The following is a 19421-nucleotide window of genomic DNA, read 5'->3' as shown; positions in this document are numbered from 1 at the left end:
TGCCAGGCATGGCCTGGCATTGCCCTGTCCTCAATAGCGACCCACCAGGTTCAGGTACCAGCCGCGGTGCGTGTAGTCGAACTTGGTCAGGTCGTCACTGAAGTCGGTGAAGTTGTAGCCCACGCCGACCCGGAAGTTGCGGCCGACATCACGGTCCACACCTGCCAGCCAACCTTGCCGGCGACCGCCATCGCGCACGTCCAGCAGGCGGTACTCCAGCAGGCCATGCCATTGGTAGTACAGGTCATAGCGCAGCTGCGCGGCACCGAAGTTCGTTGCTGAATCGAACCACGGGCCGGTGCCGCGACCATAGCGCACCTCGCCTTCGCGGCGGGCCAGCTTGGCCGCTACTTCCCAGCGGTGGTCGATGCGGTGCACGCCTTCCAGCGACAGCACCTGGGTACGCTGATCGTAGTCCACGCCGTTGACCTGGCCCATCGTCGACAGGTCGTACAGATAACTGTATCGGCCGAACAATGCCCAGCGATCATTATCCCAGGGGCGGTAGGCGAAGCCGAGATTGCCTTCGATGAAGCGTGCACCGGCCACCGGGTTGATCGCATCGTCGGTGTCGGCGTAGTTGAATCGCGCGGCGATCCGCCAGCTGTCATTGAGACGATGGCTGAGGCGATTGGTGCTGACCCATTGCGTGCGCCGCTCCGCACCGGTGTCACGACGCCACTCCACCTTGCTCTGCCACTCGGTACCCGGCGACGAACGGCCACCGGACAGGCTGATGGCCTTGCGGTCGACCTCGCCACTGCTCGCATCCAGCTTGCCATCGCTGAGGGTGAAGCCCGCGTTCCAGCCCACCGCCGGATAGAAATCCATGCCGAAGGTGTTGGCCAGGCCCGATTCCTCGCCGGATTTCAGGAACTGGCTCTCATTGAACACGTTGACCTGGTCAGACAGGCGCCAGCGCTGGCCCAGCGTCCAGCCATCCTGCGCGTTCGGGCTGAACAGCGGGTCGTACTCGCTGCGGTCGGTGGACTGGGTGAACGCACCATAGAAGCTGTGCTGCGGGGTCAGCTTGTACTCGGCATTGACCTGCGCGGCACTGCCGCGATCACCATCACTGACCTCGGCACCGATCGTGGACAGGTTGGCGAAGGTGTAGGTGCCACCGGCGACCACCGCATCATTGTCCGCGTAGCGGCCATGATCGTCATCGACGGTCAGCTGGCCGCCACCATAGAGGTCCAGCGCGGTACCGATGCGATGGGTGTAGCGCGCTGCCGCCAGCACACCGGCATTGCTGCCGATGCCGCGGTCTTCCTGCACCCGGCGCAGCTCGGCCGACACGCGGTCGTTGTCGCCGATCCGCCACTCGACGGTGGCCTGGGCCTGGATCAACGATTCATTGCCGCGCCGCGCTTCGCTGTATCGCGCATACAGGCTGAAATCGTCGGTCACGTAGCCCAGCAGCTCGGCGCCCTGCTCACGCACGCGCTGGCCGGTGTCGAAGCGGCCCACCGAGTAACCACCGTCGACCTGCCGCCACCAGGCACCGGCACTCCAGTCGCGCTGGGTCCAGCCCAGCTCGCGCAGGTTCACCCGGGCCTCCACCGCGGTCGCCTCGCCTTCGCGCGGCCCTTCGGGGTTGAGCCGGGTGAAGCTCAGGCCACCGTTGTCGGAGAAGAACACCGGTGCACTGGTCGCCTCGCTGCGGCTGTGTTCGACCTTCAGGTAGGTGCCACGCCCGGCCTGCAGGGTCAGGTCCGCACCGCGCAGCGAATAGTCCTGCCCGGCGCGCTGTTCGTCCACATAGGTAGCCCCCACCGCCACGTGATCGCCGAACCAGTGCTTGCCACGCACGCCGGCGGTGATGTCGTCATTGTCGAAGCCGGTCGGTACCCATTCGTAGTCGACGATCAGGCGCTGCTCGTAGCCGTCCAGCGGCACGTCGCGGCTGATCCGGCGCAGGTTCTCGCGGCTGACCTGGGCCAGTGGCCGGGTCAGCAGGATGCGTCCTTGCAGTGCGTCGATCTCGTAGTCGGCACCGCGCACCAGCGACACCCGCTGCTCGACACGGCCGGTGGTGCGGTCACGGATTTCCAGTACCACCTGGTCCGAGCCGCGCAGGATGCTGGCGTGGCGCAGGTAATACAGGCTGCCACCGGTGCCGATGAACTCGCTGTGGCCCGGCGCGGTCTCGGCCTGCGAGCCGAACAGGCGCAGTTCGGTCTGCGCATCGCCCCATGCATTGGCGCCGCGCGAACGCCACGACAGCGCAGCACCGTACAGCGAACGCACGTACTGGGCGTATTCGGTACCGCTCAGGCCGGTGTTGTAGTTGCCCCACAGCGCCTGGTTCTTGTCCCAGTCCATGCGCAGGTAGAAGCGGCCCATGCTGTCGACGTCACGCTGGGTCAGCGAATCGTCGCCATAGGTGGGGTAATACAGGTCCGGGTCCAGGCTGCGGAACAGGTCCTGCGGATCGGCGGTGGTGAAGCCGGTGAACAGTTCGTCCAACGGCCGGTTCTGCGTATCGGCCTGTGCAGTCAGCAGATAGCGGCCGCGCGTCTTGGCCTTCAGGTAGAACGCCAGCCGCCCGTCACTGAGCACGTCATCATCGCGCTCGCCACGGGCGACATCGCGGCCCGCACCACTGGCCTTGTTCTGGTACACCGTGACATCGGCCAGGCCGACACCGAACAGATAGCGGCCGCTGACATCCACCTCCAGCGTACGCGCGATCGCCGGGGCGTCGGGTCGCTCGACCCGCACATCGAACGCGTGATGGCCGATCGGCATCAGGTATTCCGCGGCGAATTTGCGATCCTGGTCCAGCGGATAGCTTTCGCCGTTGATCTTCAGTGCCGCGCCAAGCGGCAGGTCACGGCCGCGCAGGCGCACGCGCGAGCCGTACACCGGGATGTTCTGCTGACGCAGGCCGTTGCTGTCGAACACCTGCTCCAGCAGCGACAACGAAGCGGCCTGGTTGGCATCAACGGAAGTACCGCGGCGATCTTCCAGGGCGTCACGCAGCTGCTGGTTGCCACGCTCCACTTCGGCCAGCGTCACCAGCTGCATGGACTGCGCCGAGGTCTCATCGACATTGCCTTCGGCATCGTACGCGCGCAGTACATAGAGCAGGCGGTCGCCACGACGCAGCGGCGTGGACGCCGGCAGCGTGCCGTCCCAACTGCCCTGCCCGACCGCAGCCACCGGCAGTTCAAACGTCGCCAGGGGCGCGACCCGGTCGCTGTCGCTGCCGCGGTAGATGCTCACTTCCAGGCGTTTGATGAACGCGGTGTAGTTGCCACGCACGAAGAATTCGACCGGCCGCACGATGCGGCCCTGGTCGAACGCCACCAGGCCCGGCGCCGAGATCGACAGCTCGGGCTGGCCCATCGCAGGGTCTTCGGTGGCCCAGATCGCGCCGCCTTCCGGCAGGCGGATCATGAACTCACCGCGCACGGTTGCCTTGCCCGGCTCGTCCAGCGCGATGCTGACGCGGCGGTCCGGCTGCAGTACCTGCGACGACGAACGCGTCGACGTACCTTCGGTCACCGGCTCATCGAAGCTGCGCGAGCGCAGGGTGAACAGCAGGTCGCCCTCGGCGCTGCACTGGTTGCCTTCGCAATGGATGGGCGCGGCGTCGCTGGCCGCGGCGTTGACCGGCGGCGGCGCCGCCTGCGCGGTTGCTGCCAGGCCCAACAGCAGCGCCTGGTACAACACAGCGCGGCGCAGGCGGGCAGAACGCCGGGCAACAGAGAGATGGGCGCTCATCGGCGGGCCTCCTGTTGGCGGGCCGCCGCGCGGGTGGCGGCGGTCTCCTCGTTGCGCACGCGCAGACGTTGCTGCACGGCGGGGCTGAGCTGGACGCGCAGCGCTTCGAACACGGCGTTGGCACGACGCAGGCCCAACGCCTGGTTGTAGACGTGGCTGCCACGCACATCGGTATGGCCGACCAGGCTGACCTGACCGCCCCCCATGTTCTCGAGGCGCGCGGCGATCGCAGCCAGCAGCGGCTTGAATTCCTCGCGGATCACCGCCTTGTCGGTGTCGAACAGCACGTTGCCCAGCAACGCACCACCGGCATCGACACCAGCGACCAGCGAGTGCGGATCGCGCACATCGGTACGCAGCTGCACGCTCAGGCCAGCACGCGACCCTTCGGCCACCTCGGCCTGCAGCGCATCACGCACGGCTACCGCACGGGCGAAGGCCAATGCCTGGCTTTCGCCGTTGGCAGCAATCACCACGTCACCGCCCTGGTAGCGATCGACCACCTCGGCCATCTTCGCCAACACCGGGCGATAGCTGGCGCGCAGTTCGCTGCTGCCTGGGGCGAACAACACCTCGCCCAAGGCCAGCTCGGCGCGCTCGGCAGCCGCCTGCGGCGACGGCGGCAGGCGCACGCCGAAGCTGAAGCGGGTCGGCACGCCCTGGGTGACCCGACGCAGCAACGGATTCTCGGTGGTCAGCTCGGAACCACCCGGTACCGTTGCCGGATCCAGCTTGACGATGAAGTTGCGGCCCAACCGCGCATCGCCACCGTGCACATCGGCCAGGTGGTAACGACCGAACGGATCGGTCTCGATCAGCAGGCCCTCCACCGTGGCCAGGCGCACGCCGGGAATGCCCTGCTCCTGGATGCCGTGGTTGCCGATCACGTAGGCAACCTCATAGCCCTCGGCCACCCGCGCGATCTCGCGATGCACGACCGGCTCGGCCGCGGTCAGGCCCTTGGCCGCCTCGCCGCTGCGCTGCACGGTTGTGACACCCTGCGCATCCAGCTGCAGGCGATGGCCCTGTGCGCTTTCCAGCACGAAATCATCGGTGAAGGACAGTTCGCGCAGGCGCTGGCGGATCACCACCTGGTGGCTCTCGACCGTGTCCGAGGTAGACGCAAGCCCATGCACCACGCCCACCTGCACGCCATGCAGCAGCGGCGCGCTGGCATCGGCCAACGGCTGCGGGCCATCGCCACGATCCAGCGTGGTCGAACCCGGCACGTAGGCAGCCGGTGCGAAACCACCCTGCACGCGCACGCCCGTCAGTTCCGCACTGTCCTGCCAGCCGTCGCCATCGCGATCATCGAACACGGTGCCGAATACCAGGCTGTCTTCCAGCAGCGGATCGGCATCCATGCGCACTTCAGCAGTCGCCACGTTCGACAGCGGGGTGCCGTCGTCGGCAGTGGCCACGGCCTGGTTGATGTGGTTGCCGGCGCGCACGCCCGCACCCACACGCAGCAGGTAGGTGATGGTGGCACTGCGGCCCACGGCAATGTCGACCGCGCCGATGCGCAGCGGGGTCTGGCTGCCGCCCAGCGAGAACGCGCCGTCGTCGTCGGCCACGCGCATCGAGCCATCCACATAGCTGAAGCCCGGCGGCGGTGTATCGACCACCACGCCGTCGCGCCAATGACTGCTGCCGACGTTCTCGACCACCAGCTGGTAGCGCACCAGGTCGCCGACCTTCACCAGGCGCGGGTTGGCGGTCTTGGTGATGCGCAGCGCGAAGTCCGAGATCACCTTGTGCCGCGTCTCGCAGGTGGTGCACTCCGGCGGCGGCGAACCATCCGGGTACTGGCCGCGCAGGCGGTTGAGCACTTCCGTGCGCGCTTCCTGGTTGACGATGGCCTGGTAGACGAATTCATGCTGCCCCACCGGCGTACCGGTCGGCAGCGTGCAGACGATGTCGGTGCCCTGCTGCACGCAGCCAGCCGGCAGCGTGTCCACGCTCAGGCCGGCATCGGGCGTATCCAGCAGCTGCAGCGGCTGCCGCAGCGAAGCGCGCTCCACCGTGGCCCGCAGGGTATAGCGCAAGCGGTCACCCGGACGCACTTCACTGCCACTGGCCGGGCCGGACAGCTTCTCCAGTACCACGCGCGGCTCGGCCAGCACGTGTTCGGTACTGCAGGTGCCGGTGCAGGTGGGGGTGTCGCCGCCACTGCCCAGCACCGCATTGCGGACGCTGCCACTGGCCTGCGCGTTGACCTGCGCGCGGTAGCCCAGCGTGTAGGTCCCCGGTGCGGTGCCCGCCGGCAGCGTGCATACCAGCGGATTGCTGGCGTTGCAGGTGAAAGCGCCCGGCTGGGTCACCGACTGCAGGTCCAGGCCTGTGCCCAGGGTATCGGTCAGGGTGAGCACATCGGTGGTCTGCGAGTTGGCGACCACCACCTCGACGCTGTAGTCCACCGCATCGCCGATGTTGACCGGCGATGCGGTGCTGGAGGACTTGCGGTAAGTGACCGTCGCCGCCAGCACCGGGGTGGTGGTGGTGCAGTCGGTGGTGCAGGTGTTGGTTCCTGTGCCACTGCCAAGCACGGCGTTGCTGACGCTGCCCTTGGCCTGCGCATTCACCGTCGCGGTGTAGTCGACCGTGTAGGTCCCCGGTGCGGTGGCGGCCGGCAACGTGCACACCAACGGATTGGCGGCGTTGCAGGTGAAGCCGGTGCTGGCGGTGACCGAACCGAAGTCCAGGCCCTGCCCCATCGTGTCGGTCAGGCTGAACACAGCAGTGGTGCGCGAGCGGCTGACCACCGCGGTCAGGGTGTAGGCGATGCTGTCGCCCACCTTGACCGGGCCGGCGGCGGCCGAGGTCTTGCGGTAGTCGATCTGGCTGCCTGCCACCGGCGTGGTGGTATCGCAGTTGACGGTGCAGTTCGGGTTGTCACCGCCGCTGCCCAGCACCGCATTGGTCACCTGGCCGGTGGCCTGGGCGTTGACCACTGCGGTGTACGACAGGCTGTAGCTGCCCGGTGCGGTAGCGGCCGGCAGCGTGCATACCAGCGGGTTGGCCGCATTGCAGGTGTAGGCACCAGCGCTGGTCACGCTGCCGAAATCCAGGCCGCTGCCCAGCGTATCGGTCAACGTCACCACGTCGGTGGTGCGCGAGTTGGTCACCACCGTGGTCAAGGTGTAGGTCAGGCTGTCACCCACCGACACGGGGCCGGCGCTGTTCACCGACTTGGCGTAGCTCACGCCCGGCGTCGCCACCGGCGTAGTGGTAACGCAGTTGGTCGTGCACGAAGGCGTGTCGGTGCCGGTGCCGAGCACGGCATTGCGTACCGTGCCACTGGCCTGCGCATTCACGGTGGCGGTGTAGCTCAGGCTGTAGGTGCCCGGCACGGTCCCGGCGGGCAACGTGCACACCAGCGGATTGGCGGCATTGCAGGTGAAGATGCCGGCGCTGGTCACGCTGCTGAAATCCAGGCCGCTGCCCAGCGTATCGGTCAGGGTGACCACATCGGTGGTGCGCGAACGCGCAACGGTCACGCTGAGCGTATAGCCGATGCTGTCGCCCACCCGCACCGGTCCACCGGTGGACGCCTGCTTGGCGTAGCTCACCTGCGGGCTGGCCAGTGGCGTGGTGGTATCACAGCTGCCGACACACGACGGATTGTCGGGACCGCTCGGCACGACGGCATTGCGCACCTGGCCAACCGCCTGTGCGTTGACGATGCCGGTATACGAGAACGCGTAGGTTCCTGGCACGGTGCCGACAGGCAGCGTGCACACCAGCGGATTGCCGGGCACGCAGCTGAAGCCGCCCGCATTGGTCAGGCTGCCGAAGTCCAGGCCGGTGCCCAGGGTGTCGGTCAGCGTGGTCACAGCGGTGGTGCGCGCATCGGCCACGACCACGCTCACCGTGTAGGCAACGCTGTCGCCCACCGCGACCGGGCCGGCCGTAGCGCTGGCCTTGGATACCGAGACGCGCGGCGCCGCCACCGGTGTGGTGGTGGTGCAGTTGCTGCTGCAGGTGGGAGTGTCGGTGCCGGTACCCACCACCGTGTTGACCACCTGGCCACTGGCCTGTGCGTTGACGGTGGCCGCGTAGGTCAGGCTGTAGGTGCCTGGTACGGTACCCGCTGGCAGCGTGCACACCAACGGATTGGCGGCATTGCAGGTGAAGGCGCCGGCATTGGTCACGCTGGCGAAGTCCAGGCCGGTGCCGAGGGTATCGGTCAGGGTCAGCACGTCGCGGCTGTTGCCGTCGGCAATGGTGACATCGACCGTGTAGCTCACCGTCGCTCCGACCGTCACCGGTCCGGTGGTGTTGGAGCGTTTCGCATAGCTCACCCGGGTGACCGGCACGGTCACATCGCTGCGGGTGCAGTGGTTGGCGTCGGTGCACGCCTCGCCCGGTGCAGGCGGATTGCCACCATTGAACGGATCGTAGCCGCCACCAACGCTGGCGTGGTTGCGCAGCAGGCCGCTTGCCGATGCGGACACGATCACCGGCAGGGTGAAGCTGCTGCTGTCACCCGCGGTGCCGGCTGCCGACAGCACCTGGCTGCTGGTGCAGGTCACCGCCTGGCCGCTCGCCGTACAGCTCCAGCTGCCGCTGCTGAGGGTTCCGGTCCAGTTCGGCACGATACCCGCCGGCAACTGGTCGCGCACGGTGATCACACCCGCCGGCACGTTCGGCGGATTGCCGGTCGGCACGCTGGTGGTGTTGCTGATCGTCAGCGTGTACTGGGTACCGGTCTGGCCGTAGTTCCAGATGCCGCCGGTGGCATTGTTGCCCTTCACCACCTTCAGTGCGGGAGCAGTGATGGTGATCAGGTGGTCTTCCACTTCACCGTCATCGGCCACGCCGGTCGGTTGCTGGATCTGCGCCGCATTGGTCGCATAGCGCAGGCGCACGTAACTGGTACCGGCGCTTACCTGCGCGGGGACGGTCCAGCTCAGATTGGCCCCGCCGCCACTACAGGCAGCGATGTTGCTGCGCTCGCCCGGGTCGAAGGTGCCGTTGCGGTTGAAGTCGATCCAGCCGGCCACGCTGCCGTTGCCCACGCACGCCACCGGTTGGCTGATCTGGGTACCGGCCTGCATCACCGTCAGCACGTAGCTCGCCGGCCAGGCGTTCTCTTCGTTGGGATTGCCCGCGGGGAAGTTGTCGTCGCCCTTCGCATCGACGCTGTAGCTGCTGCGCTGTTCGGTATCGGGCCCGACGGTACCCAGGAAGTCGGTCAGCGGCGGTGCCAGACCACCCGGTGTATAGCCGGCGGTATTGATGTTGGTGGGCGTGGCGTTGACCGGCAGGCCATCTGGCCGGAACTGCAGGTCGTCCACCACGTGCATGGCATCGCCATAGCTCTGCGGCGCGTCGCCGAAGTCGGCGTACGGCACCAGCAGGCCGATGGCGATGGCGGTGGTGCCGCTGCCGCGCATCGAAAAGCCCATGTTCACCGCAAAGTTGCCCGGCGCATGCGCGGCATTGTCGAAATTGAGGAAGGTGACCGCAGCGGTGTTGTTGTCGTTGCCTGGTCCAAAGCGGACCACGCTGTTCGCACCGATCATCGACTTGGTGACGTTGTATGGGCCAGCACCTACGTTCTTGCGCACTTCGACCACGTTCCAGGTACCGCGCGCGGTAGCCTCGACGAACTCGCCGCTGTTGTTGATCGACTCGGCATCGGCCATCACCACGCCGCGCAGGCGGTAGGGCGTGCCGCCCAGTGTCGAGACGCAGTTGATCTCGAAAGACGATGTACCGCTGCTGCGCGATATACCCGCGATCAGCTGATTGGCGCCGCCGGTACCACCGACGTTGTACAGGTCATCCAGACTGTCACCGCTGAAATTGCCTGGACGATAGCTCTGCAGGAGGCCACCACCGCTGATGTTGGCCAGGCTGCAGGTGACGTTGAGGTCGATGCCGGAGGCGATCGGCATGGAAATCGACGACGTGTCCCCGTTGTTCAGCGTCACCCCGTGCGTACCCAGGTCGGTGCCGCCACCCCAGGTCAGCCACAGCACGGTGTTGCGATACGGGCTGCTGCCGCCGGTCGCGTAGGCTGCAGCCCAGGCCAGCGATGGCAGCATCGCCGACAGCAGCAACAGCAGGCCCGCGGCCAGGCATCGTCCGGCCCGGCCGGGGCGTGCACTTTTTCCAGGATGAACGGATTCACCGCCCGCGCTGATGCGCGACGTCGTCGACTGCCACATGTCTGTTTTCCCCGTCGTCGGCCCGCCGAGGGCCGCTGCTCAGTGGATAGCCCGGGGATCTTTCGATTTCCGTCCCGGCCTCACATGCACAGTTGTAGCAACCGCCCCCTGGGCCATCGTGCACGGATCCGGCAGCCCGACCGCCCTTTCCGGCAATTCGTCACGCATTTTCGGAGCGCGGACGAGACGCCTGGTGGACGTGCACAACAAAAATGCCGCCGGGCCATGGGCTACCGGCGGCATTGAAGGGGAAGGGGAATCGCGCCGCGCCTGGCGGCCGCCGCGCTGCTACCAGGGCACAAAGAGCAGGATCAGCACGATCACCAGCAGCACTGCGGCGACGGTCAGCAGCACGTTGCGCTGGCGCCAGGAAGGCTTGGGGGTGCCGGGGGTATTCATGGGGGCGCTCCTAGGCAACCGTTGGGGACGCCACCAGACTGCCGAGTCCGGCTGCAGCAGCGCGTGCAGGTGATGTGCACCGGGAGTGCAGAGCCCGCCACCCTCCGCTCAGTCGGCGGGACAGGCCATGAACATCAGCTCCGCCGTAGATTCCTGTTCAATCGCGACGAATCCCAGGTTGCGATACAAAGCCACCGCGGCCACGTTGTCGCGATACACGCGCAGCGTCAGCCGCCGGACGCCATCCGCCTTCAGCGCCTGCCTGCTCAAGGATTGCATCAGTACACGCCCAAGGCCACGCCCGCGCGCCTGCGGAGAAACAATGATGCGACCGAGATGGGCGGTATCGGCTCTGGTCAGTCAGTACTGGCCGAAGCCAAGGCAGTTGTCCTGCGGGTCCAGCAATACCCAGCCAGGGCGGACTTCCAGTTCCAGGGCGTGGGCCAGGCGATCCGGCGCCAGCGGAAACGCGACGCCGGGCCCTGCCCAACGCTGGGTGGCCGCGGCCGAATCAAGCCAGCTGACGATGGTGGCGTAGTGCAATGACTGCACAGGCTGCAGGTGCTCGGACATGATCATTGGCGAGGGGATGTCACTCCGCACTCTAGCCCAGGGCAGCTACCAGCAAAGACGGCAGGCCGTGACCCGCCCCGATCCGCGCTGCCACCTGCAAGCCGGAACCATGAGGACTTTCACGATCGACTGTGGTGACCCCGGCCCGATTCGAACGGGCGACCTTCCCCTTAGGAGGGGGACGCTCTATCCAGCTGAGCTACGGGGCCATCGGCAGCGGCAAAGGATACCGTGTCCAGCTGAATGGACCAAGCGGAGGATGTTCTGCACGGGATTCAGAGTAGATATGCTGGCCCGCCGCGACCCGTTGTGAACTGGATGTCCGACGTCTGGCGAACGCTCTCCACCCTGGGCGACAGCCGCTGGCTGCTGCCGATGGCTTTGGTGCTGCTGTTTACCCTGCCACCCACCGACAGGGCTTTGAAATGCCGGTGGCTGATCGCCATCGCGCTTACTGCGACCGTGACGCTCGCTTCCAAGCTGGCTTTCATGGGTTGGGGGGTGGGCATCAAGAGCCTGCATTTCACCGGTTTTTCAGGACATGCGGCCATGTCCAGCGTTGTCTATCCTGTTGTGGGTGCGATTCTGGCAGGCCCCAACCGCGCCCACCGACGAATCGGCCTGGCGGCGGGATGCGCTCTTGCAGCGGCGATTGCCTGGTCAAGGATTCCATTGCATGCCCACAGTTTGTCCGAGATCGTTGCCGGGCTGACGCTCGGCCTGGGCTGCGGTGCATGGGCAATGCGCATCACACCGCCATCGGGCCGGCCCAGGGCCATTGTTGTAGTGGCCGCCATGGTCGCCGGAGTGATCCTGCCCCTCAGCCTGCCGGACATCCACACGCATCAGTTGGTCATCGCACTGGCGAAGTTCGTCTCGGGCAGGGTGGAAATCTTCGAACACTTCTGAATTCCGCGAACCAGGCTTCACAATCGCTTCACATTCCTTGACAGAGCAAATGAATAGCAGCCAACATAGCGGTGGAAAAATTTCCCTCACGGAGTAGGAGACCCCGTAGATGAAGAAGATGATTGCCGCCCTGGCCCTGCTGGGCCTGTCCTCGCCGGTGTTCGCTCAGGAAGCTCCGGTCGCCGCTGAAACCAGCGCCGAAGTTGCTGGTGCTGAAGCTGCTGGCGCTGCCGCCACCGGCACCCTGACCACTGCAGCGACCGTGGGCCTCGGTATTGCCGCCGCCGGCGTGCTGTACAGCGTTGCTGCGGACAGCAGCAAGGATGACGCGGGCAACAATGGCGGTACCGGCACCACCAACCCGCCGACCGGCACCACCGGTACGACCGGCACCACCGGCACCACCGGCACGAACTGATCGGTCCGCCGAAGCAGTACCCCGCCCTCGCCGGGCGACGTTCGGCGAGGGTTTTTTCATGCCCGTTCGGGCCAGGAACAGATTTCGATGGACTGCAAGCGTTTCGTAGCCACAATGACGGTGGCACTCACCCTGACCGGCTGCATGTGGGCTCCAGGCCAGCACCTTCGCTCGAGCACCTTCGCTCGCGATGATCAGCCCATCGGCAATGACCAGATCGATCTGATTCCAATCACGCCGAAGTTGATCGCCATGGAGCGTGCCAGCCGTGATATCGCGGCCCTCCCCGCCGCCCTGGTCCAGTATCAACCGGGCCCATATCGCATTGGCGCCGGCGACATCCTCTACATCACGGTCTGGGATCATCCAGAACTGACGGTGCCGGCAGGCCCCCAGCAACAGCTCAACGCCGCCGGTCGCCTCGTGCAGTCCGACGGCACGCTGTTCTATCCCTATATCGGCAAGATCGCCGCCACGGGCAAGACGCCCGGCGAACTTCGCGAAGAAATCTCCAGCAAACTGGCTCGCTACATCGAAGCGCCGCAGGTCGACGTTTCCATGCTGACCTACGCCAGCCAGCGCGTATGGGTGACCGGCGCCTCGCGCCAGGCCGCCACCGTTCCGCTGACGGTAACTCCGCTGACGATGGGCGATGCCATCAGCCAGGCGGGCCTGGACCCGGCACAGGCCGATCTGTCGGGCATCCGCCTGACGCGGGATGGCACCACCTACACCATCGACCTCGATCGGCTCGGTCGCAATGGCGGCGGTGACACCAACGTGTTCCTCAAGGCCGGGGACCACATCTATGTGCCCTACCTCGACCACAAGGAAGTCTTCGTGGTCGGTGAAGTGAACCAGCCCGGCGCAATGAATTTCAAGACCGGCGAAATTTCCCTGAGCCAGGCACTTGGGCGCGCGCGCGGCCTGCTGCAGACCACCTCCAACGGCAACGCTGTCTACGTGATCCGCGGATCGAACGACCTGCAGAGCACCCCGTCGCAGGTGTTCCACCTGGAGGCCAAGTCCCCGACCGCATTTGCCGTTGCCAGCCAGTTTGACCTGCAGCCAGGCGACGTCGTGTTTGTCGGTGCCGCTGGCGTGACCCGGTGGAGCAGGTTCGTGAACCAGCTGCTGCCGTTCACCTCCATCATCAGCAACGCCGCCAGCGCGCGCAGCGACCTGGACAAGTAAGGTGGCCCGCACCATGAGCAGGATCGCTCAGGCGGCTACCCGACACGCAATCCGCCAGCGCCATGTGGCGTTGGCCCTGCTTGCCCTCGTCGCCGCAACCAGTTGCGGCGTTGTGGGCAAGACCAGCGTCAAGTCGGTCCAGATCGCACTGCAGGGCAAGCCTGACGTAGAGCCCACGGCAGCGCAGGTTGCGGCCAATCGCTACCCGCAGATCAAGGTCGTCGGCCCGGCGGGCGGCGCGGTGCTGGTACTCGGCAACATCGATTCCGGGCGCCAAGCCTGGTACAGCTCCGAGCGAAGCATCGTCTTTCTCAGAGATGGCATCGTCGTGGGGACCCACCGCAGCACCCCCGAACTGCAGGACATGACCATTGAAGGGGAGTCTCCCTTCCATGCCCTGCATCGGATAGCAGACGGCACGACCGTGCAGCGGCGCTACGACGTCATGCCTGGTTACAGGTACGGAATGAACGTCACCGGCACCTTGGCCACCCTGGGCAGGGAACAGGTCCGGATACTGGAGAGCGATCGCGACCTGCTGCATGTCCGCGAACGGCTTTCAGGCAACGGATGGAAACGGGACAACCACTACTGGGTCGATCCTGCCAACGGATTCATCTGGAAGAGCATCCAGGCCATCGCGCCCGACACCAGCCTGGAAGTTGTCCAGCTCAAGCCCTACTCGCAGGACCTACAGAACCGATGACAGTGCGATCGACTCTCCTTGCGCTGGCACTGGCCCTGACCTTCCATGCGCACGCCTCATCGCCGATCGGCGTCGAGACGGCTGGCCATGTCCGCAATCCCGGCGCGCACACTCTCCCTGCGGGGGCTCGCCTCAGCGCGGCCGCACTCGCAGCAGCTCCGGATGCGGAGGCCTACATGCTGGGCGCGGCGCTGCTTCGGCAACGCTCACTGCTGCCCCAGACCCGTCTGAAAGCGGGCCTGCTCTTCGACCTCGAAACGCTCGCCTCTCAGGAGGATGCACCGGAGCTTGCCGACGCGGCTGCACAGTTGGCGCGCGAACTCGGCGACCTGCCAGTGACCGGGCGCGAGTCGCAGCTGCTTGATCCGCGTCGACTGGAAGCCAGTTCCGCGGAAAACCGGCCCTCGCTTGAGGGCGACCGCCTTGTCTATCCCGGCCGACCCGATACCGTGCAGGTTGTTGGCGCGGTAGTTCAGCCGTGCAGGCTCAAGCATCAATTCACGCTCGACGCGCAGAGCTACCGCAGCGCCTGCCCGATCCTGCCCGCCGCAAGCCGGGATGATCTCTACATCATCCAGCCCGACGGCAAGGTAGAGCAGCTCGGCGTGGCGCTGTGGAACCGCAGCGCGCCCATGCACCTGGCGCCTGGCGCCGTGATCTACGTGCCATTGAGCGCGACGAAGATCCGCGCCATCGCCCCCGATGTCAACGAGGACGCCGTGCGCTTCCTTGCCACCCAGGTGCTGGATGCACCCGGAGTTTCATACTGATGCGCCATCGCTCCATCCCACTGGCACGCGCCAGTGTTGCCCTTCTCAGCCTGGGCGTCAGCACCGCATTGCAGGCACAGACCGCCCCTGCGCCCACCGCGAGCGATTGGGGCGGCGTTGGCCTGCTGCAGACACCGACCGCGCGCATGGCCGACGACGGCGATGTGAGCTTCACCGCAAGCCACACCTCGCCCTACAGTCGCTACAACGTGGTGATGCAGCCCCTTCCGTGGATTGAAGGTGCATTCCGGTACGTTTCGGTGGCCAACCGACGCTACGGCCCGGAATGGCTGAGCGGACAACAGAACTACAAGGACAAATCGATCGATCTGAAGGTCCGGCTGTGGCAGGAAAGCCGATGGGCACCTGAGCTTTCCGCAGGTTTCCGCGATATCGGCGGCACCGGCCTGTTCTCCAGCGAATACCTGGTTGCAAGCAAGCGGTTCGGACCTATCGATGCAAGCCTCGGCCTCGCCACCGGCTACATCGGCAATCGAGGCGATTTCTCAAACCCGCTTCGGGTGATCAGCGACCGCTTTGAAGAGCGCCCGCGCGCGCAGGGCACCGGCAACTTCAACAGCAAGGGCATGTTCCGCGGCCCCGTCGGCATCTTCGGCGGCATCGCCTACCAGACACCTTGGGAGCCCCTTCAGCTGAAGCTTGAGTACGACGGCAACGACTACAAGCACGAACCGCAGAACAACAATCAAACGCAGAAGAGCCCGATCAACCTGGGCGCAAGCTATGCACTGAATCACAACGTGCAGCTGCATCTTGGCTGGGAGCGTGGTGACACGGCCATGTTCGGCATCACCCTGCGTGGGAATGTGGCGCAGGCGAAGTCCACGCCCAAGTTGTTGGATCCTCCCCCGGTCGCGCGCGCATCAGCGACGCCGCCGGCACAGTCAATGGATGACATCGACTGGCCCACGTTGAGCCGCACCCTGGAAGACAACGCCGGTCTTCGCGTCACGGGCATCAGCCGACGCGGGTCGGAAGTCATCGTCAGTGGAGAACAGCGCCGGTTCTACTACCCGGCACAGGGCATCGGCCGCGCGGCACGCATTCTTGATGCAGAACTGCCTTCAGATACGACGTGGTTCACGATCCAGAACACCCGCTTGGGTGTACCCGTTGTCGAAAGCAGCATCGAGCGCAGCACCTTCAACAGCTACCTCGACAATCGCACCCCACTGAACGAGTTGGCGGGCCATATCGAACAGGCATCGCCTGCACAGCAGCGCCGTGAAAGCCTGTATACAGCGCCACTTCGGCGCTATGACGGCGCCTTCAACATCGGATACCAGCAGCAACTGGGCGGTCCGGATGGCTTCTTCCTGTTCCAGGTTGCAGGCACGTACTCGGCCAATTTCCACTTCACGCGCAACACCTGGCTTAGCGGAACCGCCAGCTACAACGCGTACAACAACTACGACCGCTTCCGCTACGACGCGCCGAGCAACCTGCCCCGCGTCCGCACCAACATCCGTCGCTACCTGACCACCGAAGACCTGACCCTGACCAACCTGCAGTTGACCAGCAATCATCAGCTGGGCAAGGACCTGTACGGCTCCGCCTATGCCGGCCTGTTCGAGGCCATGTATGGCGGTGTGGGCGGTGAGATCCTCTACCGCCCGCTCAACGAACGCTGGGCGGTGGGTGCCGAGTTGAACTGGGTGAAGCAACGCGATTTCGATCAGCGCTTCAGCTTCCGTGACTACAGCACGACCACCGGCCACGCCAGCTTCTATTATCAGTGGGGCGATGAGCACAAGATCACCAGCATGATCAGTGCCGGCCGCTACCTGGCCAAGGACTGGGGCGCCACGGTTTCGGTCGCACGCGCCTTCGACAACGGCGTGAACATGGGGGCATACGCCACCAAGACCGACGTTTCCTCCAAGGACTTTGGCGAAGGCAGTTTCGACAAGGGCATCTTCATCTCGATCCCCTTCGACTTCCTGCTGCCTCGTTCGACACGCGCGCGTGCGACGTTCGCCTGGAATCCGCTGTATCGGGATGGCGGTGCACGCCTGAGCCGAAACTATGCGCTGTACCAGCTGACGTCGGAGCGGGATCCGGACTTCTTCTTCGACAATCTGGACAGAATCGACGACTGAAGGGAACCCGCCCCGTTCGACAGAGAACCCAGAAAGGGCCGGTTGCCAGCGCAGCCGGCCCTTCTCGTTTGCCTGCGTTGACCAAGCACCCTGCAGCCAAAAGAAAGGGCCGGTTGCGCGTGCAACCAGCCCTTTCTGTCTTGCGGGAGAAGGCTCTTCGCCCAACCCCGCCCTGCAGCAATCACTTCTCGTTTGAGGCGTACTCGTAATAGCCGTAGCTGTAGTAGCCCGTCGCACGCTTCTCGACGGCGTTGAAGATCGCGCCCTTCACCTTTACGCCATTCTGCTCGAAGCGCTTCATCGAGAGCTCGATCTCCTTCGGCTGGTTCACGCCGAATCGGGTCACCATCAAGGTTGAGCCCGCATGATTGGCCACAATGGCAGCGTCGGTGACAGCAAGAATCGGCGGCGTATCGACGATCACCAGGTCGTATTCCTTGGCCAGGTCTTCCAGCAGCTGCAGGAATCGCGGGTGCATCAGCAGCTCGGACGGGTTCGGCGGGATATCACCCCGGGTGATGTAATGCATGCCCTCCAAGCCCGCGACGGTATGGATGGCATCCTGCAGAGTCACCTTACCGGCCAGCACGTCAGACAGACCACCCGTATGCGATACGCCCAGCACCTTGTGCAGGGTGCCCTTTCGCATATCAACGTCGATGACAAGAACCTTCTGGCCCGCTTGGGCGACCACGGCCGCCAGATTCGCCGAAATGAAGGTCTTGCCAACACCGGGCCGCGGCCCCGAGATGGCCAGAATATTGTTCTTGGCCTCGAGCATCGCAAAGTGCAGGCTTGTGCGGAGGCTGCGCAATGCTTCCACTGCCAGGTCTGCAGGCTCGGCGGCAGCCAGAAGGTGGGAGCGCCCATCTGCCACCACGCGCTTCTTGCCACCCTTGCCCTTCTGAACCCTCAGCAGATTGCGTGAGTTGCTGAGCGGAATGGCTGCATACACCGGCAGGCCCAGCTCTTCGATCTGTGCCGGATCTTCCACGCCAGGATTGAGCATGCGCAGCAGGAAGACCGCAGCCGTGGACAGGAATGCACCCAGCAGGAACGACACAAGAACGATCAACGACTTGCGAGGCTTCACCGGCTTGCTGATATCGACGATCGCGTCGTCCACGATCCGGACGTTGCCCACCGTGCCAGCCCGCGCAACGTCCAACTGCTGCGCCTGGTTCAACAGCGCAGTGTAAAGCTCGTTGCTGACCTGGAGATCCCGGGTATGTCGCAGCAGCTCCTGCTGCGTATCAGGCAGAGCGCTGACCTCACGACGGAAACCACTCTTGCGCGCCTCAAGCTCGCCGATCTGGTTGAGCATCGCACGGTAGGCGGGGTGCTCACGCGTGAAACTGCGATCCATCTCCGCCTGCTTCAGGCGCAGCTGCTGGATGCTTGCCTCAACGGCAACCTCCTGCTCGAGCAGCCCCTTGGTCTGCATCGTGATATCGACGGAATTTGAACGGGACTGGTAGGCCGCCATGGCCGCCTGCGCATCCTCAACCTGCTTGCGAACGGTTGGCAGCTGATCCTTCACAAAGGCAAGCTGCGTTGCCGCCTCAGCAGAGCCACGGTCGACATTCTGCCGAACGTACGCTTCGGCAATGTTCTGCACCAGCGCCTGGGCTCGATCCGCATCGGTGTCTTCATAGCTGACGCGCAGGATGCCGGAGTCCTTGCCCTGTTCGGATGCACGGATGTCTTCCTGCAACCCTGCGATGACGTCAAGGCGGCGCTGCTTGGCCAGCTTGAAGCGCATTCCCGGATTGGCGCTCAGGCTCGCCACTTCAATCTTGATCCCGCGCGCCTCGAAAGGCATGCCGACCTTACCGGCAAGGATCACCTCGCCCTCGTCATCGAGAAGCGAGTACTCCCCGGCATTGTCACCTGCGATAAGAGTCATCGGTTCGTCGAGCAACCGAGCAGGAACGTCCAGGCGATGAATCTTCAGCTCATCACCACCCCAGCCATAGCGGGAAAGCCCCAGAACGGGAGCCGCCACCTCGTTTTCAGCTTCACCCGAGAAGCGGCGCGCAATCAGCCCACCCACCAACGGGAAACGCACGGGCTCGACCACCGTCTCGAGCTGCATCTTGTCAACCGCGGTACCGACAATCGTACGCGACGTCAGCAGCGCAACTTCCGTGGTGGACGCAGTGCTGCCACCGCCCCCCAAAGAGGTCAGATCCGAAAGACCCGGAATGGTGGGCATCTTCGACTCGACCTGCACCGTGGCCTCGGCCCGATACACCGGTGGCGTCAAGATGGCGTAGGCAGCACCAACCAGCACGAACAGGAAGGTCGTGCCCAGAATCCACCATTTGCGATCAATGAGTACGCCCAGCAGATCCCGCAGGTCAATCTCGTCGTCTTCGCGGGTGGGCCGCGCACTGGTTTCCTTGGTCATAGCATCCGTTTCTTGAA

Annotated in this window: 9 protein-coding genes, 1 tRNA gene and 1 pseudogene; 6 read left to right on the top strand and 5 right to left on the bottom strand. The window is 65.1% G+C overall.

Annotated features, from left to right (window positions below; all coding sequences use genetic code 11):
* Positions 1-30: 30 nt before the first annotated feature.
* The 4 genes and pseudogenes from HFK18_RS15300 to HFK18_RS15280 all read right to left on the bottom strand — a co-directional run bounded on the left by HFK18_RS15300 (position 31) and on the right by HFK18_RS15280 (position 11086).
* Positions 31-3732, bottom strand: coding sequence for a TonB-dependent receptor (locus HFK18_RS15300; RefSeq protein ID WP_180166910.1), 3702 nt, complete (start codon positions 3730-3732; stop codon positions 31-33).
* Positions 3729-9905 (bottom strand): CshA/CshB family fibrillar adhesin-related protein, encoded by a 6177-nt coding sequence (locus HFK18_RS15295; RefSeq protein ID WP_257216267.1) that lies wholly within the window; start codon positions 9903-9905, stop codon positions 3729-3731. Before HFK18_RS15295 ends, HFK18_RS15300 begins: the two co-directional genes overlap by 4 nt.
* Positions 9906-10412: 507 nt before the next feature.
* Positions 10413-10877: pseudogene (locus HFK18_RS21715) on the bottom strand (GNAT family N-acetyltransferase).
* Positions 10878-11009: 132 nt separating this feature from the next.
* A tRNA-Arg gene (locus HFK18_RS15280) sits at positions 11010-11086 on the bottom strand.
* A gap of 109 nt (positions 11087-11195) precedes the next feature.
* On the opposite strand from HFK18_RS15280, the gene HFK18_RS15275 reads away from it, so the two are divergent.
* The 6 genes from HFK18_RS15275 to HFK18_RS15250 all read left to right on the top strand — a co-directional run bounded on the left by HFK18_RS15275 (position 11196) and on the right by HFK18_RS15250 (position 16994).
* Entirely contained in the window at positions 11196-11786 is a 591-nt protein-coding gene (locus HFK18_RS15275; protein WP_180166908.1) for a phosphatase PAP2 family protein, read from the top strand.
* A gap of 109 nt (positions 11787-11895) precedes the next feature.
* A complete protein-coding gene (locus HFK18_RS15270) occupies positions 11896-12204 on the top strand; it encodes a hypothetical protein (RefSeq protein ID WP_165780977.1) in 309 nt (102 codons plus the stop codon).
* Positions 12205-12291: 87 nt separating this feature from the next.
* Positions 12292-13398: a polysaccharide biosynthesis/export family protein gene (locus HFK18_RS15265; RefSeq protein WP_100552382.1), complete on the top strand. Its 1107-nt coding sequence runs from the start codon at positions 12292-12294 to the stop codon at positions 13396-13398.
* Positions 13399-13411: 13 nt separating this feature from the next.
* On the top strand, positions 13412-14104 hold the full coding sequence (locus tag HFK18_RS15260) for a YjbF family lipoprotein (RefSeq protein WP_180166907.1): 693 nt from the start codon (positions 13412-13414) through the stop codon (positions 14102-14104).
* Positions 14101-14874, top strand: a complete 774-nt coding sequence (locus tag HFK18_RS15255; protein ID WP_180166906.1) for a capsule biosynthesis GfcC family protein — start codon at positions 14101-14103, stop codon at positions 14872-14874. Before HFK18_RS15260 ends, HFK18_RS15255 begins: the two co-directional genes overlap by 4 nt.
* Positions 14874-16994 carry a YjbH domain-containing protein gene (locus tag HFK18_RS15250; protein WP_180166905.1) on the top strand — a complete coding sequence of 707 codons (2121 nt, stop codon included), beginning with the start codon at positions 14874-14876 and terminating at the stop codon, positions 16992-16994. Before HFK18_RS15255 ends, HFK18_RS15250 begins: the two co-directional genes overlap by 1 nt.
* A 181-nt stretch (positions 16995-17175) precedes the next feature.
* Here the strand turns inward: HFK18_RS15250 and HFK18_RS15245 are convergent, their stop codons facing one another.
* Positions 17176-19404: a polysaccharide biosynthesis tyrosine autokinase gene (locus HFK18_RS15245; protein ID WP_180166904.1), complete on the bottom strand. Its 2229-nt coding sequence runs from the start codon at positions 19402-19404 to the stop codon at positions 17176-17178.
* Positions 19405-19421 lie beyond the last annotated feature (17 nt).

The organism is Stenotrophomonas sp. SbOxS2 (assembly GCF_013416715.1).
GTDB classification, from domain to species: Bacteria; Pseudomonadota; Gammaproteobacteria; order Xanthomonadales; family Xanthomonadaceae; genus Stenotrophomonas; species Stenotrophomonas lactitubi.
Note: the sequence above shows the minus strand (reverse complement) of the source record. Positions and strands in the feature narration are given on the sequence as shown.